Annotated in this window: 16 protein-coding genes and 1 pseudogene; 9 read left to right on the forward strand and 8 right to left on the reverse strand. The window is 69.1% G+C overall.

Going from position 1 to position 16,423, the window contains the following annotated elements; genetic code table 11:
• The 4 genes from AX737_RS23290 to AX737_RS23305 all read right to left on the reverse strand — a co-directional run.
• A partial coding sequence (locus AX737_RS23290; protein WP_066925460.1) for a hypothetical protein occupies nucleotides 1–325 on the reverse strand: 325 nt, incomplete at its 3' end.
• An 83-nt stretch (nucleotides 326–408) separates the two neighbouring features.
• Nucleotides 409–624 carry an Rmf/CrpP family protein gene (locus tag AX737_RS23295; protein ID WP_066925463.1) on the reverse strand — a complete coding sequence of 72 codons (216 nt, stop codon included), beginning with the start codon at nucleotides 622–624 and terminating at the stop codon, nucleotides 409–411.
• A gap of 186 nt (nucleotides 625–810) precedes the next feature.
• On the reverse strand, nucleotides 811–1,308 hold the full coding sequence (locus AX737_RS23300) for a PRC-barrel domain-containing protein (protein ID WP_066925466.1): 498 nt from the start codon (nucleotides 1,306–1,308) through the stop codon (nucleotides 811–813).
• Nucleotides 1,309–1,392: 84 nt separating this feature from the next.
• Nucleotides 1,393–1,821 (reverse strand): hypothetical protein, encoded by a 429-nt coding sequence (locus AX737_RS23305; RefSeq protein WP_066925469.1) that lies wholly within the window; start codon nucleotides 1,819–1,821, stop codon nucleotides 1,393–1,395.
• Between the two features lie 581 nt (nucleotides 1,822–2,402).
• On the opposite strand from AX737_RS23305, the gene AX737_RS35145 reads away from it, so the two are divergent.
• From AX737_RS35145 to AX737_RS23325, 6 genes are all read left to right on the forward strand, one after another.
• Nucleotides 2,403–2,615, forward strand: a complete 213-nt coding sequence (locus AX737_RS35145) for a hypothetical protein (protein ID WP_082773253.1) — start codon at nucleotides 2,403–2,405, stop codon at nucleotides 2,613–2,615.
• 88 nt (nucleotides 2,616–2,703) lie between these two features.
• Nucleotides 2,704–2,859, forward strand: coding sequence for a hypothetical protein (locus tag AX737_RS34780; RefSeq protein ID WP_197430696.1), 156 nt, complete (start codon nucleotides 2,704–2,706; stop codon nucleotides 2,857–2,859).
• 123 nt (nucleotides 2,860–2,982) lie between these two features.
• The gene (locus AX737_RS23310; protein ID WP_066925471.1) at nucleotides 2,983–3,729 is read left to right on the forward strand and encodes a glutaredoxin family protein; all 747 of its coding nucleotides are present in this window, start codon (nucleotides 2,983–2,985) and stop codon (nucleotides 3,727–3,729) included.
• 58 nt (nucleotides 3,730–3,787) lie between these two features.
• A complete protein-coding gene (locus tag AX737_RS23315; RefSeq protein ID WP_066925473.1) occupies nucleotides 3,788–4,021 on the forward strand; it encodes a hypothetical protein in 234 nt (77 codons plus the stop codon).
• A gap of 618 nt (nucleotides 4,022–4,639) precedes the next feature.
• Nucleotides 4,640–5,647, forward strand: a complete 1,008-nt coding sequence (locus AX737_RS23320) for an HWE histidine kinase domain-containing protein (protein ID WP_066925476.1) — start codon at nucleotides 4,640–4,642, stop codon at nucleotides 5,645–5,647.
• Nucleotides 5,648–5,781: 134 nt separating this feature from the next.
• Nucleotides 5,782–5,991: a hypothetical protein gene (locus tag AX737_RS23325; RefSeq protein ID WP_066925478.1), complete on the forward strand. Its 210-nt coding sequence runs from the start codon at nucleotides 5,782–5,784 to the stop codon at nucleotides 5,989–5,991.
• Between the two features lie 126 nt (nucleotides 5,992–6,117).
• On the opposite strand, the gene AX737_RS23330 is transcribed toward AX737_RS23325, so the two are convergent.
• From AX737_RS23330 to AX737_RS23340, 3 genes are read right to left on the reverse strand one after another with little or no spacing between them, the layout of a single operon-like run.
• Entirely contained in the window at nucleotides 6,118–7,293 is a 1,176-nt protein-coding gene (locus AX737_RS23330) for a hybrid sensor histidine kinase/response regulator (RefSeq protein ID WP_066925482.1), read from the reverse strand.
• Between the two features lie 8 nt (nucleotides 7,294–7,301).
• Nucleotides 7,302–7,727: a response regulator gene (locus AX737_RS23335; protein ID WP_066925485.1), complete on the reverse strand. Its 426-nt coding sequence runs from the start codon at nucleotides 7,725–7,727 to the stop codon at nucleotides 7,302–7,304.
• Entirely contained in the window at nucleotides 7,711–8,835 is a 1,125-nt protein-coding gene (locus AX737_RS23340) for a PAS domain-containing sensor histidine kinase (protein ID WP_066925488.1), read from the reverse strand. The genes AX737_RS23335 and AX737_RS23340 overlap by 17 nt, the downstream gene beginning before the upstream one ends.
• 185 nt (nucleotides 8,836–9,020) lie before the next feature.
• Between AX737_RS23340 and AX737_RS23345 the strand changes: the two genes are divergently transcribed.
• The 3 genes from AX737_RS23345 (at nucleotide 9,021) to AX737_RS23355 (ending at nucleotide 15,377) form a co-directional block, all read left to right on the forward strand.
• The gene (locus AX737_RS23345; RefSeq protein WP_156453912.1) at nucleotides 9,021–9,536 is read left to right on the forward strand and encodes a hypothetical protein; all 516 of its coding nucleotides are present in this window, start codon (nucleotides 9,021–9,023) and stop codon (nucleotides 9,534–9,536) included.
• Nucleotides 9,537–9,714: 178 nt separating this feature from the next.
• A complete protein-coding gene (locus tag AX737_RS23350; protein WP_197430697.1) occupies nucleotides 9,715–13,641 on the forward strand; it encodes an ATP-binding protein in 3,927 nt (1,308 codons plus the stop codon).
• A 383-nt stretch (nucleotides 13,642–14,024) separates the two neighbouring features.
• Nucleotides 14,025–15,377, forward strand: coding sequence for an IS1182 family transposase (locus AX737_RS23355; protein ID WP_066925494.1), 1,353 nt, complete (start codon nucleotides 14,025–14,027; stop codon nucleotides 15,375–15,377).
• Between the two features lie 667 nt (nucleotides 15,378–16,044).
• Here AX737_RS23355 and AX737_RS34785 read toward each other — a convergent pair.
• A pseudogene (locus tag AX737_RS34785) lies at nucleotides 16,045–16,353 on the reverse strand (DNA-binding protein); the annotation flags it as partial.
• Nucleotides 16,354–16,423 lie beyond the last annotated feature (70 nt).

Raw genomic sequence — 16,423 nt, forward strand, 5'->3', positions numbered from 1 at the left:
CCGGCCGAGCCATACTCCCTACCACAGGGTCGGCCGAGACCACGCCGTCTACGAACGGCACGCCGACCATGCCGTCGTCGGTCAGAACGCGCGGGTCGGTCACTGCCTGCTCGTCGCCGAGGAGGCGACGTCCCGACGCGATCACCTGCAGGACTTGGTGGTCGCCCCCGACGGCGGCGTTCCGCTCCAGGTCCCGCAACCGTTCGATGAGGTTCGGCGGCGTGGACGCGTGGTCCTGCAGGCCCGCCTCGACCAGAGCGGTGACCACCCGTTCCAGGCGCCCGAAGGTCCGGCCCTCGAACGGGCGGGGTCGTTTCCGTCCCATCGTCCCTCCGTCGCCTTCCCGACCGGTCCCGAAGCTTTGCCTTAGGGCCGCGGGAGGCTTGGGTCGAGAGGAAGGCCCACGATCTAGCCCAAGGTCGGGTCGACCGCCCCGTTCCGGGCCGCCGGGCCGCGGGCGACCAGGGCCGGATGGGGAACCCGCTCGGCGAAGTCCCAGGTCGAACCGTCGTAACCCTCGTACCAGGCCCGACGCTCGCGGGAATGGGCCGGGTAGGGACAGGCATCCCGCGGGCGCCCGAGGACCCGGGCGCGGGACCCCTGCTTGATGACGTCCATGATCATCGACACTCCCTCCACCACATCGACGTTTGCGAAGCGGCTTCGAGGTGTGCCCGTATTCTGGCGGGCGACAAGCGGTTTGGCCGGGCGTCGCCGTTCTCACCGACACCTGTCAGGTTCATCCCGACACCGCTCGGGTGCCGGAATGCTTGGGCGTGGCCCCGCGGACACGGGACCACGCGCCGGGGGTCAGGAGTTCTTGTTGTACTTGAACTCGGGCGCGTTCTTGAGCGCGTCCTTGTCGGTGTCGACCATCGCCTTGAGCTTGCCGTCCGCCTTGTGCAGGAAGATCGACGAGGGGTCGACCAGCACGTAGCGCTCGCCCATGCCGAGGAAGCCGCCGACGCTGACGACGACGCCGGTGACCGTCTTGCCGTTGTCGATGACGAGATCCTCGACCTCGCCGATGGTCTCGTTCTTGTTGTTGTAGAGGTTCTTGCCGACGAGCCTCGACGAGGTCACCTCGGCCGGCTTGGCGGTGACGAACTTGATCTTGGCGGTCGCGGTGTCGGCCATGGTCATGCCGCCCATGCCGCCGGCCGGGGTCGGCATCGCGGTGCCGGCCGGGGGCGCCTTCATCTGGTTGGTCTGGGCGTCGGCGGGCGGCTGCGCCGCCTTGTCCTGGGCGAGCGCGGAACCGGCGAGTAGGGTGCCGGCGACGAGGGTGGTCGTAAGAAGCGTCTTCATGGGTTCACCTCGGCGTATCGGGACGGTGACCCTGGCAGGGGATGGAGCCGCCAGGGTCCGGGTTGTCATGTCCGATGGGGGGCTTCAGTAGCCGCAGCCGTAGAAGGGCCGGCGGACGCCGTAGCCGTACCCGTATCCGACCGGGGCATAGCCGTAGCCGCCGTATCCCCCGTAGTAGGCCGGCCGGACCGCCGATGCCGCGAGACCTAACCCGAGGCCAGCAGCCAGGCCGAGACCGGGATAGCCGCGACGGTAGCCGTAGCGTCGCCCGTAGCCGTAGCGTGGACCGCCGAAGCCGATGCGACGGTACCCGCCGAAGCCGCGGCGATAGCCACGGAAGCCGACCGAACGGTATCCCCGGAAGCCGTGGCGAACGCCCCGGAAGCCGCCGTGGTGACCGGCGAAGCCGCCATGGTGGAAGCCATGGCCCCTGCCGAAGGGTCGCGCCTCGCTCGACGGCGAGAACAGCATCAGGCTCGATACGGCCGCGAGGGCCAGTGCGAAACGTTTCATCGGGTTTCAACTCCGTGATGGTGGTGGCTGACCCTTGCGGGCCACGACCGTGACGGGTTCGACGGGGTGGCCGATTGTCTGGCCGCGGGCCGGACGTTCCTGCGCCGGACCGCCGGGGACGCTCGGGCTCGGCGCCCCTTCCTCCCCGCTCATCGATTGATCTGTGGCGCGGGGGATGGGTGCGCAGTCGGAGAAGACCGCATTCCTGTCGGGATAAACCTGACACGCCCCTGGGCGCCTCTTCGGGATCGGCTTGCGCGGCCGGCTTGGTTCACGAAAGCTTAAACCGCAGCCGCCGACTTTGCCGCCATCGTGCGGGCGGCGGTGCCCGGCCCACTCACAGGGACGAGGGAGAGACATGGGGACGGCCATCGTTCGGAAGGCTCGGCTTGCTTGGGGAAGGCGGGCGGAGACCGGTAGCGCGGTCGGCACGGGCGACGCCCAGGTGCCGACGGTCCCGGTAAACAGGTCCATCAAGGATTGGGCACGCCTCGGCGGCGGCTTGGAATCGCCCGACGCCGATCTCCGGTGCGGTCATGGCGGCACTGTCACGGGCGACCGCGGCACCCGATATCCCAGTCATGTCCTGCCGCTATCGCCATGACGCCGGATCGGGACCGGCGGTACTGCAGGCCCCGTCGACCTGCCGACGGTGGCGGCGCTGGCCGAGCGAGCTGCCACATCCATCCAACGACAATGGCGGCGGCGCCATCCCATGGCCGCCGTGGGCCGCGTGCGGGATCGTGGTGGGGCTGTTCCTGCTCGTCGGCCTGGCCGGTATCCTCGCGTCCTGAAGCCGGTCGCTCGGGAGCGCTGGCGGTCCACCCGGATTCGCATGCCCCGGAGCGAACCGGGCGAAGGAGACCCAACAAATCCCGTTCCATGCTTCGCAAGGGCCATTGGCGGCAACTCGCCTTCGGGCCAGGCCCTGCGGCGCCGCGCGCCTCCGATCTGATCCTCGCCGTCGTCGCGACGTCCTTGCTCGCGGGCCTCTGCCTGCTGGCGGTGGCCAACATTGCCGGCGACTTGGCAGGCTGACCGTCACCGGTTTCGGCGGGCCTCCCAGGTGTAGTTGGCGGACGCGTCACCTCCGCCCATGCCCGATCCGACGTTTCGCGGGTTGTCCCTCGAAAGGGAGCGCTGACGAAAAGGAGCCGATCCATGCTCGACACCACCCGGAGAGCCATCGTCTACCGCATGGTGATGGAGAAGCACGTCTGTCCCTTCGGCCTGAAGACCAAGGATCTGCTCGAACGCGAAGGGTTCACCGTCGACGACCACTGGCTGACGACGCGCGAGGAGACCGACGCCTTCAAGGCCGAGCACGGCGTGAAGACCACGCCGCAGACATTCATCGGCGGGCAGCGCATCGGTGGTTACGACGACCTGCGGCGTCATCTCGGAAAAGCCGTGAAGGACCCGAAGGCGACGAGCTACACGCCCGTCGTCGCCGTGTTCGCGATGACCGCCCTGATGGCGTTGGCGGCGAGCTACGCGGCCTACGGGACGCCGCTGACGATGCGCGCGGGCGAGTGGTTCATCGCCTTCAGCATGTGCGTGCTGGCCATCCTCAAGCTGCAGGACGTCGAGACCTTCTCGTCCATGTTCCTGGGCTACGACCTGCTCGCCCGGCGCTGGGTCCGCTACGCCTACGCCTACCCCTTCTGCGAGGCCCTAGCCGGGGTGCTGATGGTGGCGGGCGCCCTGGACTGGCTGTCGATCCCGGTGGCTCTGTTCATCGGCACGGTCGGCGCCGTCTCGGTGGCCAAGGCGGTCTACGTCGACAAGCGCGAGATCAAGTGCGCCTGCGTCGGCGGCTCGGGCAGCGTGCCCCTCGGTTTCGTCTCGCTGACCGAGAACCTGATGATGGTCGCGATGGCCGTCTGGATGCTGGTCGCCCACCACTGACCGGGACGCTTGCGATGGTCCCGTCACTATATGGTCCCCCACGGAATGCAGACCGGGTTTGACGAGCATCAGCCTCGCAATCCTCGTCAGCTTGTTCATGACGCGCGGGCTCGCCGAACGACGGGGCAAGAAGAACCTGAAGCGCTACTGCGCCGGGGGCACGACGACGCAGCGTTGGGACGTCGACCTTGGCGGCCAAGCGATGGACGCCTGCTTCGAGAAGCACCACAAGGAACTACCGGGTTATCGTCGCCGGGCCGTCGAGTCCAATCAGGCGAAGGTCGGCCGATGAGCGCCGAGCGCTCCCTAACTGTCGTGGTCGTGCTCGCCTCAGACTGTTCGGACGCCTCGACGCAGAAACGACCGGTCACGAGCCCGCAGGACGCATAAGGCGGTGGCGGGGCGCGGGACAGAGTGTTCATCGTGCCGAACCCGCAGGGCCTGACCCCGTTCCCGCTGGGGGCTGAGATCTACCATGCCTGCATGCGCCGCCTCGGGGCCGAACCCAAGCCGCCGCGCGAATAGGCGCGGCGGTCGGGGTCAGCGGGCGTCGATGGGTCCGGGTGGCTGGGGCGCCGGCGGGTCCGCCGGCGGGTCGCCCTCGGGAGTCGTGGGACCGGGCGGCGGATCGCCGATGGGCGGGGCCGGGTCGTCGACGGGTCAGGGCGTGTCGGACATGCGTTCGTCTCCTCCTACCGACCCATCGTGACGCGCCGGCCCCCGATGAACGCGCGGCTCGCCAAGACGGTCCCGATCTACGGTCACGACGCACGGTCGTGACCGTGCCTGTGGCGCCCCGACCCATCGGGCAACCTTCCACGACCGGACCGGTTGAACGTCGCACGCTTCCGCATGGCCCCGCACGGGCCTGGCCGCGTTCCGGACCCGGGTACCTGGAGACAGTCGCGCAGTGTGGGGTAACGACAAGGGTTCGGGCGCGGTCGACCTCCGGCTGCTGCGCGCTGTGGTCGAGGCGTCGGGCGAGGCCATCATCGTCACCACCGCAGGGCTCGACGAGCCCGGGCCGTGCATAGAGTACGTCAATCCCGCCTTCACCCGAATGACGGGATACGAGGCCCACGAGGTGAGCGGTCGGTCGCCCCGCCTCCTCCAGGGTCCCCGGACGGAGCGCGCGGCCCTGGACGGGTTGCGCCGGGCCCTCCAAGCCGGCGAGGCGACCCGTGGCGAGGCGCTCAACTACCGTAAGGACGGCACCACCTACGTGGTCGAGTGGCTGATCACCCCGGTTCGCACGACCGACGGGACCATCACCCACTGGGTGTCGACGCAACGCGACGTCACCGGGCGGCGCGCCTCCGAGGACCTGCAGGCGATGATGGTGCGCGAATTGCACCACCGCGTGAAGAACACCCTCGCGACGGTCCAAGCCGTGTTGAACGCGACGCTGCGCTCTTACGCGACCCTGCCGGACTTCACGCGGGCCTTCTGCGGTCGGATCGACTCCCTCGCCCGGACGCACGCCCTCATCACCGAGGACGCCTCCCAGGCGGCTTCGTTCGACGGGCTCCTGCGGGGGGAACTCGACGCCTACGACGAGCACGGGCGCGTCGGCCTGGACGGGCCCACGGTCGTGCTGCCCTCCGAACTGGCGGTGCCGGTCGGCATGGCGCTGCACGAGCTGACGTCCAACGCCGTGCGGCACGGGGCGCTCGCCGTCCCGTCCGGACGCCTGCGCGTCCGGTGGCGGATCGAGGAGAGCGAGGCCGGCCGGTTCCTCCTCTGGGACTGGCAGGAGCATAGCGCGCCGGCGGCGAGCGGTCCGGGACGCCAGGGCTTCGGTTCCCGCCTGCTGAACAAGGTTCTGGCCGCGCAGGCCGCCGCCGACGTGGACGTCACCCACGGCGCCGACGGAATGCGAGTCTCCATCCGGTTGCCTCTCTCGCGGCCCCCTGCATAGCGCACGCGGGGATTGCGACGGCCAGCCCCCGGGCATGACGGACATCGTCGACCCCGGCCCCTCGTCGGGGAACCCGAACTTGCCGGAAGCCCTTGGCCTTCCGAGCCGGCATCCCGGCCGGCGCGGAGACTGACATGTCGAGCGATACCGAGAAGCACCGTTCGCTGCTGACCGCGCTCAAGGACGCGCAAGGCAAGGGCGACGGATCCTTCGAACAGGCGGTGACCGCCGCGTTCGAGCACGTCTTCGAACACCTCGGGCGCCTGAACGACCACGTTTCACAGGGTGGTCCCGAGGGCGGGGAGCGGCACCTGCGGCCCGGCGAGTCCTCCACCTTGCGGTAGGTGGGGAACCTCGCGGCCGGTCGTCCGACTGCCGGCCGCGGATGTCGCGGCGGTCGCGGAAGCCTCGACGGCAAGGTCATGCCGCGGGTACTGCCGGCCTTGCCGAGCGAGGGACCCGGCGCGCGGTCAGGTCGGCGATACCTCGGCGAAGGTCCGTAAAGGCTTGGAAGGTATGCCGGCGGGCAGGCGGAAACGGAACGTCGTTCCGCGGTCGACCGCGCTGCTGACAGCCAACACCCCGCCCTGGCGCTCGACCAGGTCGCGGCACAGCAGGAGCCCGAGGCCGCTGCCCCGCTCCCCCGCCGTCCCGTTCGTCGTCGTCCGCCGATCCAGACGGAATAGGTCGTCGACCTTGCCCGGCGGCATCCCGACGCCGGTGTCGGCGACCGAGATCTCGACCTCGTCACCGAGGCGACGGCCGGAAACCGTGACGGTCCCGCCGGGCAGCGTGAACTTGACGGCGTTGCCGACGAGGTTGCGCAGCACGGTGGTGAGCATATCCCGTTGCGCCCGGACGGCGATGCCCGCGCACGAGGCGTCTAGGGTCAGCCCCTTGTCGGCAGCGGTCTCGGCTGCGCCCTGCATCACTTCCGTGGTCACGGCGTCGAGGTCGACGTCGGTCAGGATGACCGCCAGCGTGTCCATCTGCAGGCTCGCCCAGGAGAACAGGCTCTCCAGCAGGGCATAGGCCTGCGTCGCCGCTTCCTGGATGCCCTTGGCCCGGCGCTCGATGGAGGCGGGGTCGCGCGCGGCGACCGCCTTTCCCAGCACCTCCGACAGGCCGAGCAGCGCCTGGAACGGGTTGCGCAGGTCGTGGGCGATGATCGAGAACAACAGCGACTTCTGCCTGTTCAGGGTATCGAGTTCGAGCGACTTCGCCTCGGCCTCCCGCCGTGCGTCGGCAAGCTCCGCCTGGAAGGCCTGCCGGGCCTCGGCGAAGCGGATCGCCCGCGCCAGCCCGGATGGGGTCACCTCGGCCTTTTCGAGGTAGTCCAGCGCGCCGGCCCGCATCAGCCGCGTCGCGAGGTCCGGGTCGGCCTCGCCGGTCAGCATCAGCACCGCCCGCGCCTGCCCCTCGACCGCGAGCAGGGTCTTGAGCAGCGCGAAGGTGTCGATGCCCGGGAGCCGGTAGTCGAGCAGCACGCAGTCGAAGGTCGCCTCGGCGGCGAGGCGACGCCCTTCCTCGCCGCCGGCGGCCTCCGTCAGGGTATGGGCGAGGCCGGACTTGGCGAGCGCCCGCCGGACGGCCGCCCGGTCGACCGCGTCGTCGTCGATCAACAGGATGCGGGTCGGGTTCGTCACGGTGGCGATTATGCAGGAAACTCGACCACCTTCCAGTAGTGCTCCAGCAACGCCACCGCCTCCATGAAGGTGTTGGCCGGATCGCGCTTGACGATGTAGCCGGCCACGTTGTGCCCGTAGGCGCGCATCCGGTCCTCGTCGGCCTTTGACGTGGTGATCATGAACACCACCGCCGAGCGTAGGTCCTCGTCGGCGCGCACCGTCTCAAGGAACTCGATGCCGTTCATGCGCGGCATGTTCAGGTCGAGCAGGATCAGGTGCGGCTTGGGCAGGCGCTCGCGCCCGTTCTCCCCGCGCAGGATCTCAAGCGCCTCGATGCCATCGCGGGCGACCGTGATCGGGTTGCCGATCTTGCTCTTCTTGAAGGCGCGCTTGAGCCCCTGGACGTCGACCTCGTCGTCGTCGACCAGCAGGATGTTAACCGTCGAGCCCATCCGCCTGTCCCTTCCGGCCGTCGCGCGGCCACGTGAAATGCACCGCCAGCCCACGCCCGTCCGGCCCGTCGGCGAGCCAGACCTTGCCGCCCTGGCGGTCGACCAGCTTGCGCACGATGGCGAGCCCCATGCCGCTGCCCTCGACCTCGTCGCGGGGCCTCAGCGTCTGGAACATGCCGAACACGCGCTCGCGGAACTGCTCGGGGATGCCCGGGCCATCGTCGGTCACGACGAACTCGACCGCGTGCCCCGCCGGTCTCGCCTCGACCCGGATGTGCCCCTCGGCCGGCCGGTCGTGATGCTTGATGGCGTTGCCGATGAGGTTCTGCAAGGCCTGGGTCAGCGGGGCCCTCGCCGCCTGTAACGTCGGCAGGGAGGCGTCCGCCGTGATGGTGAAGCCTTCGGGTGGACTGACCAGGACGGCAAGCTCCTCGACGAGGGCCTTGCTATCGACCGTGTCCATCGTCGCGTCGGCTCGACCCGCCCTGGAGTAGGCGAGCAGGTCGTCGAGCAGGCTGTCGAGTCGCCGCACCCGGCTCTTGAGCAACTCCATGTTGGTCCGGACGTCGCCGGTCAGCGAGCCTTCCAGGTCCTCCTCGATCCACCCGACGAGGTTCTCGATGCCGCGCAGCGGCGCCTTGAGGTCGTGGGAGGCGACGTAGGCGAACTGCTCCAGTTCTTCGTTCGAGCGTCGCAGGTCGATGGCGTGCCGGGCGAGCCGCCGTTCCAGACCCTTGCGCTCGGTGATGTCGGTGTTCGTCCCGAACCAACGCAGGATGGCGCCGTCCGGCCCGCGATGGGGCGCGGCCAGCGACAGGAACCAACGGTACTCCCCGTCGGCGCCGCGCAGCGGGAAGGTGTCCTTCCAAGGCTCGCCGGTCCGGAAGGCTTCGCTGATGCGCTCCACCACGCGCTCGACGTGGTCGGGATGGTGGACGTCGCGCCAGCCCCAGCCGCGCATCTGCTCGATTGTGGTGCCGGTGTAGTCGTACCAGCGTCGGTTGTACCAAATGATGTCGCCGTTGGGTTCGGCGACCCAGGCCAGCTGAGGCAGCGCGTCGGCGAGGGCGCGGAAGTCGTCCGTGGTCAGGTTCGCGGCTCGCTCCACGCGAGGAACTCCTTGGTCGAGGTTCGTCCGTGGGTCCGGGCGCGGGACCCCGGGACACGCCATACACATGGCTCGCGGCCGCGTCATGCGGTCCCCGACGCGACGGACGCAGCCCCCAAGCGCCGAAGCCAGGCAACCTTGTGCCCGCTCGCGAGCTGATCCGGTCCATCAACTCGGAGACGACCATGCGCATCATCACCGCGCTCGCCCTGTCCTTCGCCACCGTGGCCGCCGCGGCGGCCGAGCAACCGAAGGAGGAAGCCGTCGCCATCGGGCCGTGGAAGATCGAGGCCGTCTCGAAGGGCCAGAAGTTCGAGCGGTGCACGATGAGCCGGACGACCGATGAAGGGGTCGACGTCCGCTTCACCCGTGACGCGGACGGGCTCGACCTGACCATGAGTTCGCCCAAGTGGAAGCTCGGGCGCGGCAAGAGCTACCCGGTCGAACTGGCAGCCGGGTCCTCGACCCTCCAGGCGGACGTCGCCGCCTCCGGCAACGCGGTGTCGCTGCCGGTCAAGGACGACAAGTTCCTGCGTTCGCTCGGGCTCGCCGACGGCCTGGACGTGAAGGGAGAGGGCGCGACCATCAAGGTAGCTTTGGACAAGAGCGCGGCCGGCCTGGACCGGCTAGAGGCGTGCTACGCCAAGAACGGATCGGCCACCCAGACGAACCCGTTCATCGCGCCCAAGGGCAAGCCATAGGATCGGCAGGCCCGGTCGCGCGGGACGGCACCGGGGCGCATCTCCGGATGACGGACTCGCTCGACCGGCCGTGGGGATTGCCGGAAACCGGATGGCACCGGCTTGCGCCGGCCTTGGTTTCGCCGGGTCCGGCAAGCATTCCGAAATCACGCCGATTCAATAATTTCGATCCAGGCCCGTGTCCGAGAACGTCCTTCCCTTCGCGCGTGCCACCGTGGACGCAGACGACCTCGCGGCGGAGAACGCCCGTTTGCGGGCGCTCCTGCAGCGGGCCGGCATCCCGTGCGACGCACCGGCGGGCGCCCCCGATACCGGCTTCATGGCCGGGGGCGGCGAGATGGGCGCGCTCATGCGCTCCATGGACTGGTCGCAGACGACGTTCGGTCCCGTGGAGACCTGGACCCAGGCCCTGCGCTCGGCGGTCAGCATCTGCTTGACCACCCGCTTCCCCGTGGTGCTGTACTACGGGCCGGACCGGGCCCTGATCTACAACGACGCGTGGCGGCCCGTCGTCGGCGACAAGCATCCGGGGTCGTTCGGCCGGGCCGGCACCGAGGTCTGGGCCGAGATCTGGGACATCATCGGCCCGATGTTCGACGCCGTCTTCGAGACGGGCGAGGCGACGTGGTCCGACGACCAGCTCCTGCCTCTGAACCGCTTCGGCTACGTCGAGGAGTGCTACTTCTACTACTCGTACAGCCCGATCCGCGGCGAACGGGGAAGGGTCGAGGGCATCTTCACGGCGGTGACCGAGACGACGCTTCGGGTGCTGGCCGACCGGCGCACGCGGCTGCTGCGCGACCTCGCGGCCCGGTCCATCAGTGCCAAGTCGACGGAGGAAGCCTACGCCATCGCCGCCGCCGTCCTCGCGGACGATCCGCACGACGTGCCCTTCGCGCTCCTGTACACGCACGACGCCGACGGCGGGGGCATGACGCTGGCGGGCCGGGTCGGCATGCCCGCGTCGGTGGGCAACCTCGCCATGTCGGGCACGGACGGTGACGACGCCTGGTCGATCCGGCAGGTCGCGGCGACCGGTGTCCCGGTCCTTCTCGAAGGGCTCGACCTCGTGATGCCGGGCCTGCCGGGCGGGCCCTGGCCCGAGGCGGCGACCCAGGCGCTCGTCCTCCCGGTCACCGCCGGCGAGGGCGGACGCACGAGCGGCATCGCCGTCATCGGCATCAGTCCCAGGCGACGGTTCGACGAGCGGTACAAGGCCTTCTGTGAGCAGGTCGTCTCCAACCTCAGCGCCGCCGTCTCGAACGCGCTCTCCTATCAGGAGGAGCGCGCCCGCGCGGAGCGGCTGGCGGAGATCGACCGCGCCAAGACCTTGTTCTTCTCGAACGTCAGCCATGAGTTCAGGACCCCCCTGACTCTGATGCTGAGCCCGCTTGAGGAAATCCTCGCCCTGCCGGCGGCGAGCCTGCCGGGGGACGCGCGGGACCTCACGGCGGTCGCCCACCGCAACGGCCTTCGCCTGCTTCGCCTCGTGAACGGGCTGCTCGACTTCTCGCGGGTCGAGGCCGGCCGCGCCCGGGCGGCGTTCCGCCCGACCGACCTGGCGCGCACCACGTCCGAGCTCGCCGGCAACTTCCGCTCGCTCTGCGAGCAGGCCGGGCTCCGCCTCCTCGTCGACTGCCCGCCGCTCGACGCGCCGGTGCCGCTCGATCCCGACATGTGGGAGAAGGTAGTGCTGAACCTCCTCTCCAACGCCTTCAAGTTCACGTTCGAGGGCACGATCACGGTCGCCGTGAGCCGGGTCGGCGACCGCGCCCAGCTGCGGGTCGCCGACACCGGCACCGGAATCCCCGCGCAGGAGCTCCCCCGGCTGTTCGAGCGCTTCCATCGGGTTGAGGGCGCGCGCGGCCGTACCTTCGAGGGCAGCGGCATCGGCCTCGCCCTGGTGCAGGAACTGGTCAGGCTCCACCACGGCGAGATCCGGGTCGAGAGCGAGCCAGGTCGCGGGAGCGCCTTCACGGTCACCCTGCCGTTCCACCAGGACGAGGCCCCGGCCGCGGAGTCCTCGTCCGTGCCGCAGGTATCGACCGCGGTTCGGGCGGAGGCGTTCGTCGCCGAGGCGCGGCGCTGGATGTCGGGCGAGGCCGGTAGCGACTTGGCGCCGGAACCCGACGAGGTACCGGCCGAGGCTTCGTCACACCTCGACGTGGGCCGCATCCTGCTCGCGGACGACAATGCCGACATGCGCGAGCACGTGCGCCGGCTCCTGGCCAACCGGGGCTACCAGGTCGAGGCCGTCGCCGACGGCGAGGCCGCGCTCGCGGCCGCGCGGTCGCGGGTCCCCGACCTGCTTCTCACCGACGTGATGATGCCGCACCTGGACGGCTTCGGCCTGCTCGCCGCCGTGCGTGGCGACGCCAGCCTACGCGACCTGCCGGTGATCATGCTCTCGGCCCGGGCCGGCGACGAGGCCAAGGTCGAGGGGCTTGGCGCAGGTGCGGACGACTACCTGACCAAGCCGTTCTCGGCCCGCGAGCTGCTCGCCCGCGTCGGGACGAACATGCAGCTCGCGCGCGTCCGCCGCGAGGCGGCGCAAGCGCTGCGGCGCGCCAACGAGGGTCTGGAGGCCGAGGTCGCCAGGCGGACCGCGGAGCGCAACCGGATCTGGGAGACCACGAACGACCTGATGGGCACCGCCGGCCTCGACGGCTTCATGAAGGTCGTCAACCCGGCCTGGGCGAAGATGCTCGGCTGGTCGGAGAACGAACTGCTTAGCCGGCCCTTCCTCGACATCATCGATCCTGCGGACCATGCCCAGACCATCGAGATGGTGGCCCGGCTTGCGCAAGGCGAGACGGTGACCGGCTTCGTCGACCACGTCCGGACCGCCACGGGCGATTGGCGCACGGTGATGTGGACCGCGGTTCCCGATCCCGGGACCGGCCTGTTCCACATCGTCGGGCGGGACCTCACCGACCAGCACCGTGCCGAGGAGCAACTGCGGCAGTCGCAGAAGATGGAGGCCGTCGGGCAACTGACCGGGGGCATCGCCCACGATTTCAACAACCTGCTCACCGGCATCTCCGGGAGTTTGGAGTTCCTAGAGAATCGGATCAACCAGGGCCGGTACACCGACGTGCCTCGTTACGTCGCGGCCGCGCAGGGCGCGTCGAAGCGGGCGGCGGCGCTGACCCACCGGCTGCTCGCCTTCTCCCGCCGGCAGACCCTCGACCCGAGGCCGACGGACTCCAACCGGCTCATCGCCGACATGGAGGACCTGGTGCGCCGGACCATCGGACCCTCCGTCCACTTGGAGGTCGTAGCGGCCGGCGGCTTGTGGACGACGCTGGTCGACCCGCCGCAACTTGAGAACGCACTCTTGAACCTCTGCATCAACGCCCGCGACGCCATGCCGGAGGGCGGCCGCATCACGGTCGAGACCGCCAACAGGTGGCTCGACGACCGCGGCGGCAAGGAGCGCGACCTCGACCCCGGCCAGTACGTCTCGATCTGCGTGACCGACACCGGCACCGGCATGACGCCGGAGGTGGTGGCGAAGGTGTTCGACCCGTTCTTTACCACCAAGCCCATGGGGCAGGGGACGGGCCTCGGCCTCTCGATGATCCACGGCTTCGTCCGGCAGTCGGGCGGCCAGGTCCGGGTCTACTCGGAAGTCGGCCAGGGCACCACGATGTGCCTGTACCTGCCGCGCCACTACGGCGACGCCGAGAACGTGGACGCCTTGCCCGAGCTATCGGACGCCCCGCGGGCCGAGCAGGGCGAGACGGTCCTCGTGGTCGACGACGAGCCCACGGTGCGGATGCTGGTGACCGAGGTGCTGGAGGAGCTCGGCTACACGGCAATCGAGGTGGCCGACGGTGCGGCCGGCCTCAGGGTGCTCCAATCGGATGCCCGCATAGACCTGTTGGTCACCGACGTCGGGCTGCCCGGCGGCATGAACGGCCGGCAGGTCGCCGACGCGGCGCGCATCACCCGTCCGGACCTGAAGGTGCTGTTCATCACGGGCTACGCCGAGAACGCGGTTCTCGGGAACGGCCATCTCGAACCCGGCATGGCGTTGCTGACCAAGCCGTTCGCGGTCGAGACACTCGCGGTGCGCATCCGGGAGATGATCGCGCGGGGATGAGCTCCCGGTGGCGGCGAGGCAACCGCGCCGGGCCTGCGGACGGTGTGCCGGCAAGGGTCTACGCGGTACGGCGCCCCATGCCCGGCCTGCCAAGGATGTTCTTCGCCATGAGGCCCGGCACCAGCCCAGCCCAGCCCCGCCCCGCCCCGCCGGATGATCCATGCCGTTCGGGATCACCGCCATGTCAGCTCTGAGGCCGCTTAATGGGCCATAACATGCTGACGTCATGGCCGCCGCTTTTAGGGCCGCTTTGAACCCCCGAGCGGACATTTGCATCGGCGGAATAGAAGGTCTGCAACGGGTCGATTTTGTTGAAAAACTCGGTTGTTGCAGCGGCATTTGGGAGGTGATTCACTGCCGTTGTGAGGCGGGGATCGACGCAGATGATGGGACCTCGGCAAGTCGAGCAGGGTGCTCTGTTCTACGAGTTCTCGCTCGACACCCACGTTCCCGCCGACAATCTCCTGCGCTCCATCGACCGCTTCGTCGACCTCACCGGCCTGCGCCAGGAGTTGGCCCCGTTCTACGCCTCCACGGGCCGCCCCTCGGTCGATCCCGAACTGATGATCCGCATGCTGATCATCGGCTACTGCCTCGGCATCCGCTCGGAGCGCCAGCTCTGCGACGAGGTCCACCTCAATCTCGCCTACCGTTGGTTCTGCCGCCTGGGCCTGGAGGGGCGCGTACCAGACCACTCGACCTTCTCGAAGAACCGTCACGGCCGTTTCCGCGACAGCGATCTGCTACGCCGCTTGTTCGAGCGTGTGCTCGCCCGCTGCATCGCCGAAGGGCTGGTCGGCGGTGAGGGCTTTGCCGTCGATGGCAGCCTGATCAAGGCCGACGCCAACCGACAGAAAGGGGTCGAAGGCTCTGCCGGCCTCCCGCCCGAGGCCGTGGGCCGGGCTGCTCAGGAGTATCTGGCCGTCCTCGACGAGGCCGCCTTCGGGGCCGCCACGCCCGTCCCACCCAAGTTCATCTCGCCCGCGGATCCGGCCGCACGCTGGACCGGAGCACACGGCGGGCAAGCGTTCTTCGCCTACACGGCCAACTACCTGATCGACCTCGACCACGCGGTCATCGTCGATGTCGAGGCGACCACCGCCATCCGGCAGGCCGAGGTCACGGCGGCCAAACGCATGATTGAGCGCTCACGCGAGCGCTTCGATCTCTATCCGGCCCGGCTGGCGGGCGACAGTGGCTACGGCTCGGCCGAGATGCTGGGCTGGCTCGTCTACGAGCAGGGCATCGAGCCGCATATCAGCGTCTTCGATAAGTCGACCCGCACCGATGGCACCTTCTCACGCGCCGACTTCACCTACGACCAACCCAATGACGTCTATCGCTGCCCGGCGGGCCGGATGCTGACGACCACCGGCACCTTGGTCAACGACGGGGCGACGCTGATGTACCGCGCGAGCAAGTTCGACTGCACGCCATGCCCGCTGAAGGCGCGGTGCTGCCCGAACGATCCGGTGCGCAAAGTCCCGCGCTCGGTCCACGAGGGCGCGCGAGACATGGCCCGCGACATAGCGCGATCTGAGGAAGGCAAAACCTCACGCCGCGAGCGGAAGAAGGTCGAGATGCTGTTTGCCCACCTCAAGCGCATCCTGAAGCTGGATCGCCTCCGGTTGCGCGGCCCAAACGGAGCGAGAGACGAGTTCCACCTCGCCGCAGCCGCTCAGAACCTGAGGAAGATGGCCAAGATCATCCCGTTCTCGCAGCCGAGCCCGGCTTGATCGGGAAGGAGGCCTCAGGGCCGAGGGGAAGAGACCGCCCCTGTCCGTCGCCGATCTCGGCCGTCACCGAGTTTTTCAACGAAATCGGTCAGGAGCGGCGATCGGATATGCGAGAGGGCAGGGGAGGGGGGTTCAAAGTGATCATCCCGCCATGAGCACGCCCTCCTCCACCATCCTTGGAAGGCGAAGGTGCCATTTGAGCTTTTCCAGGGGCACGATAGTAATCTAGCGCGCACACCAGATATTCGCATAATATACGTTATGGAACCTAAGCAACTGATCCTAATAAGCAGTTCCTAGACAGACGAGGGCGCCACGTCAATTTGAAGGGCCCCTCCTAACTCAGGTCAGCAACACGGTAGGGCAGGGGGTCGGACTGAAGCCATGAGGTGCCCTCCCCTCCCCTACTCCGCATACAGTTGGCAACGCTCCTGGCGAACGCCGCGTCGCTCGCCCCTCGGTCAAACGCACCTGCGGCCGGCGCGCCGGCCCCTGCGTCCTCACCGGTCAGGCGAAGGGATCGCACTCGAGGATGACGCTGGCCGGGTTGCCGTTGAACTCGTTGGTGGGCATGGCGCCGTAGCCGCCGTTGGTATGGAACAAAATGATGCAGACCATCAGGGTGAGGCGAGGTTGGCAGCGCGTCGGTCACGTCCGCCCCGTCCGCCTACGCATCCCTACCCTCCTCGCCGTCGACGGCGTCGAGGCGCAGCGGCTCGGGCAGCCAGCCGGTCTCGACCGGCAGGCGCTCAGCTTCCCGAGCCATCTCGCCCTTCTTCAGGGGGTCGGTGAGTTGGGCCTCGTCCGAGCCCTCGCCAATCGCCTGCAGGATGCACTCCTTGGTCACCGGGCCTTGATAATTCGTCACTGTCGGACGCCAGCCGACCGCCGCCATGTCGATCCCGGTCGCCCGGGCCAGCGGGTCGGCCTGGGCGAGGCGCTGCCGCAGCCCGTGCTAGGACACCTCCGACGGCGCCATCCAGTGTCGGCAGGGCTTGCAAAGGCCGGGGCGGGTATCAGCCGGCGCGTCCAGCACCGGCCTTTGC

This window comes from Methylobacterium sp. CCH5-D2 (assembly GCF_001556475.1).
GTDB lineage: Bacteria > Pseudomonadota > Alphaproteobacteria > Rhizobiales > Beijerinckiaceae > Methylobacterium > Methylobacterium hispanicum.

Excerpts from the sequence above, each read along its gene's own strand:
- AX737_RS23325 (WP_066925478.1), top strand. The coding sequence starts at position 5,782 with ATGTCGAGCGATACCGAGAAGCACCGTTCGCTGCTGACCGCGCTCAAG.
- AX737_RS23300 (WP_066925466.1), bottom strand. The coding sequence starts at position 1,308 with ATGAAGACGCTTCTTACGACCACCCTCGTCGCCGGCACCCTACTCGCC.
- AX737_RS23345 (WP_156453912.1), top strand. The coding sequence starts at position 9,021 with ATGCGCATCATCACCGCGCTCGCCCTGTCCTTCGCCACCGTGGCCGCC.
- AX737_RS34780 (WP_197430696.1), top strand. The coding sequence starts at position 2,704 with ATGCTTCGCAAGGGCCATTGGCGGCAACTCGCCTTCGGGCCAGGCCCT.
- AX737_RS23295 (WP_066925463.1), bottom strand. The coding sequence starts at position 624 with ATGATCATGGACGTCATCAAGCAGGGGTCCCGCGCCCGGGTCCTCGGG.
- AX737_RS35145 (WP_082773253.1), top strand. The coding sequence starts at position 2,403 with ATGTCCTGCCGCTATCGCCATGACGCCGGATCGGGACCGGCGGTACTG.
- AX737_RS23305 (WP_066925469.1), bottom strand. The coding sequence starts at position 1,821 with ATGAAACGTTTCGCACTGGCCCTCGCGGCCGTATCGAGCCTGATGCTG.
- AX737_RS23355 (WP_066925494.1), top strand. The coding sequence starts at position 14,025 with ATGATGGGACCTCGGCAAGTCGAGCAGGGTGCTCTGTTCTACGAGTTC.
- AX737_RS23335 (WP_066925485.1), bottom strand. The coding sequence starts at position 7,727 with ATGGGCTCGACGGTTAACATCCTGCTGGTCGACGACGACGAGGTCGAC.
- AX737_RS23310 (WP_066925471.1), top strand. The coding sequence starts at position 2,983 with ATGCTCGACACCACCCGGAGAGCCATCGTCTACCGCATGGTGATGGAG.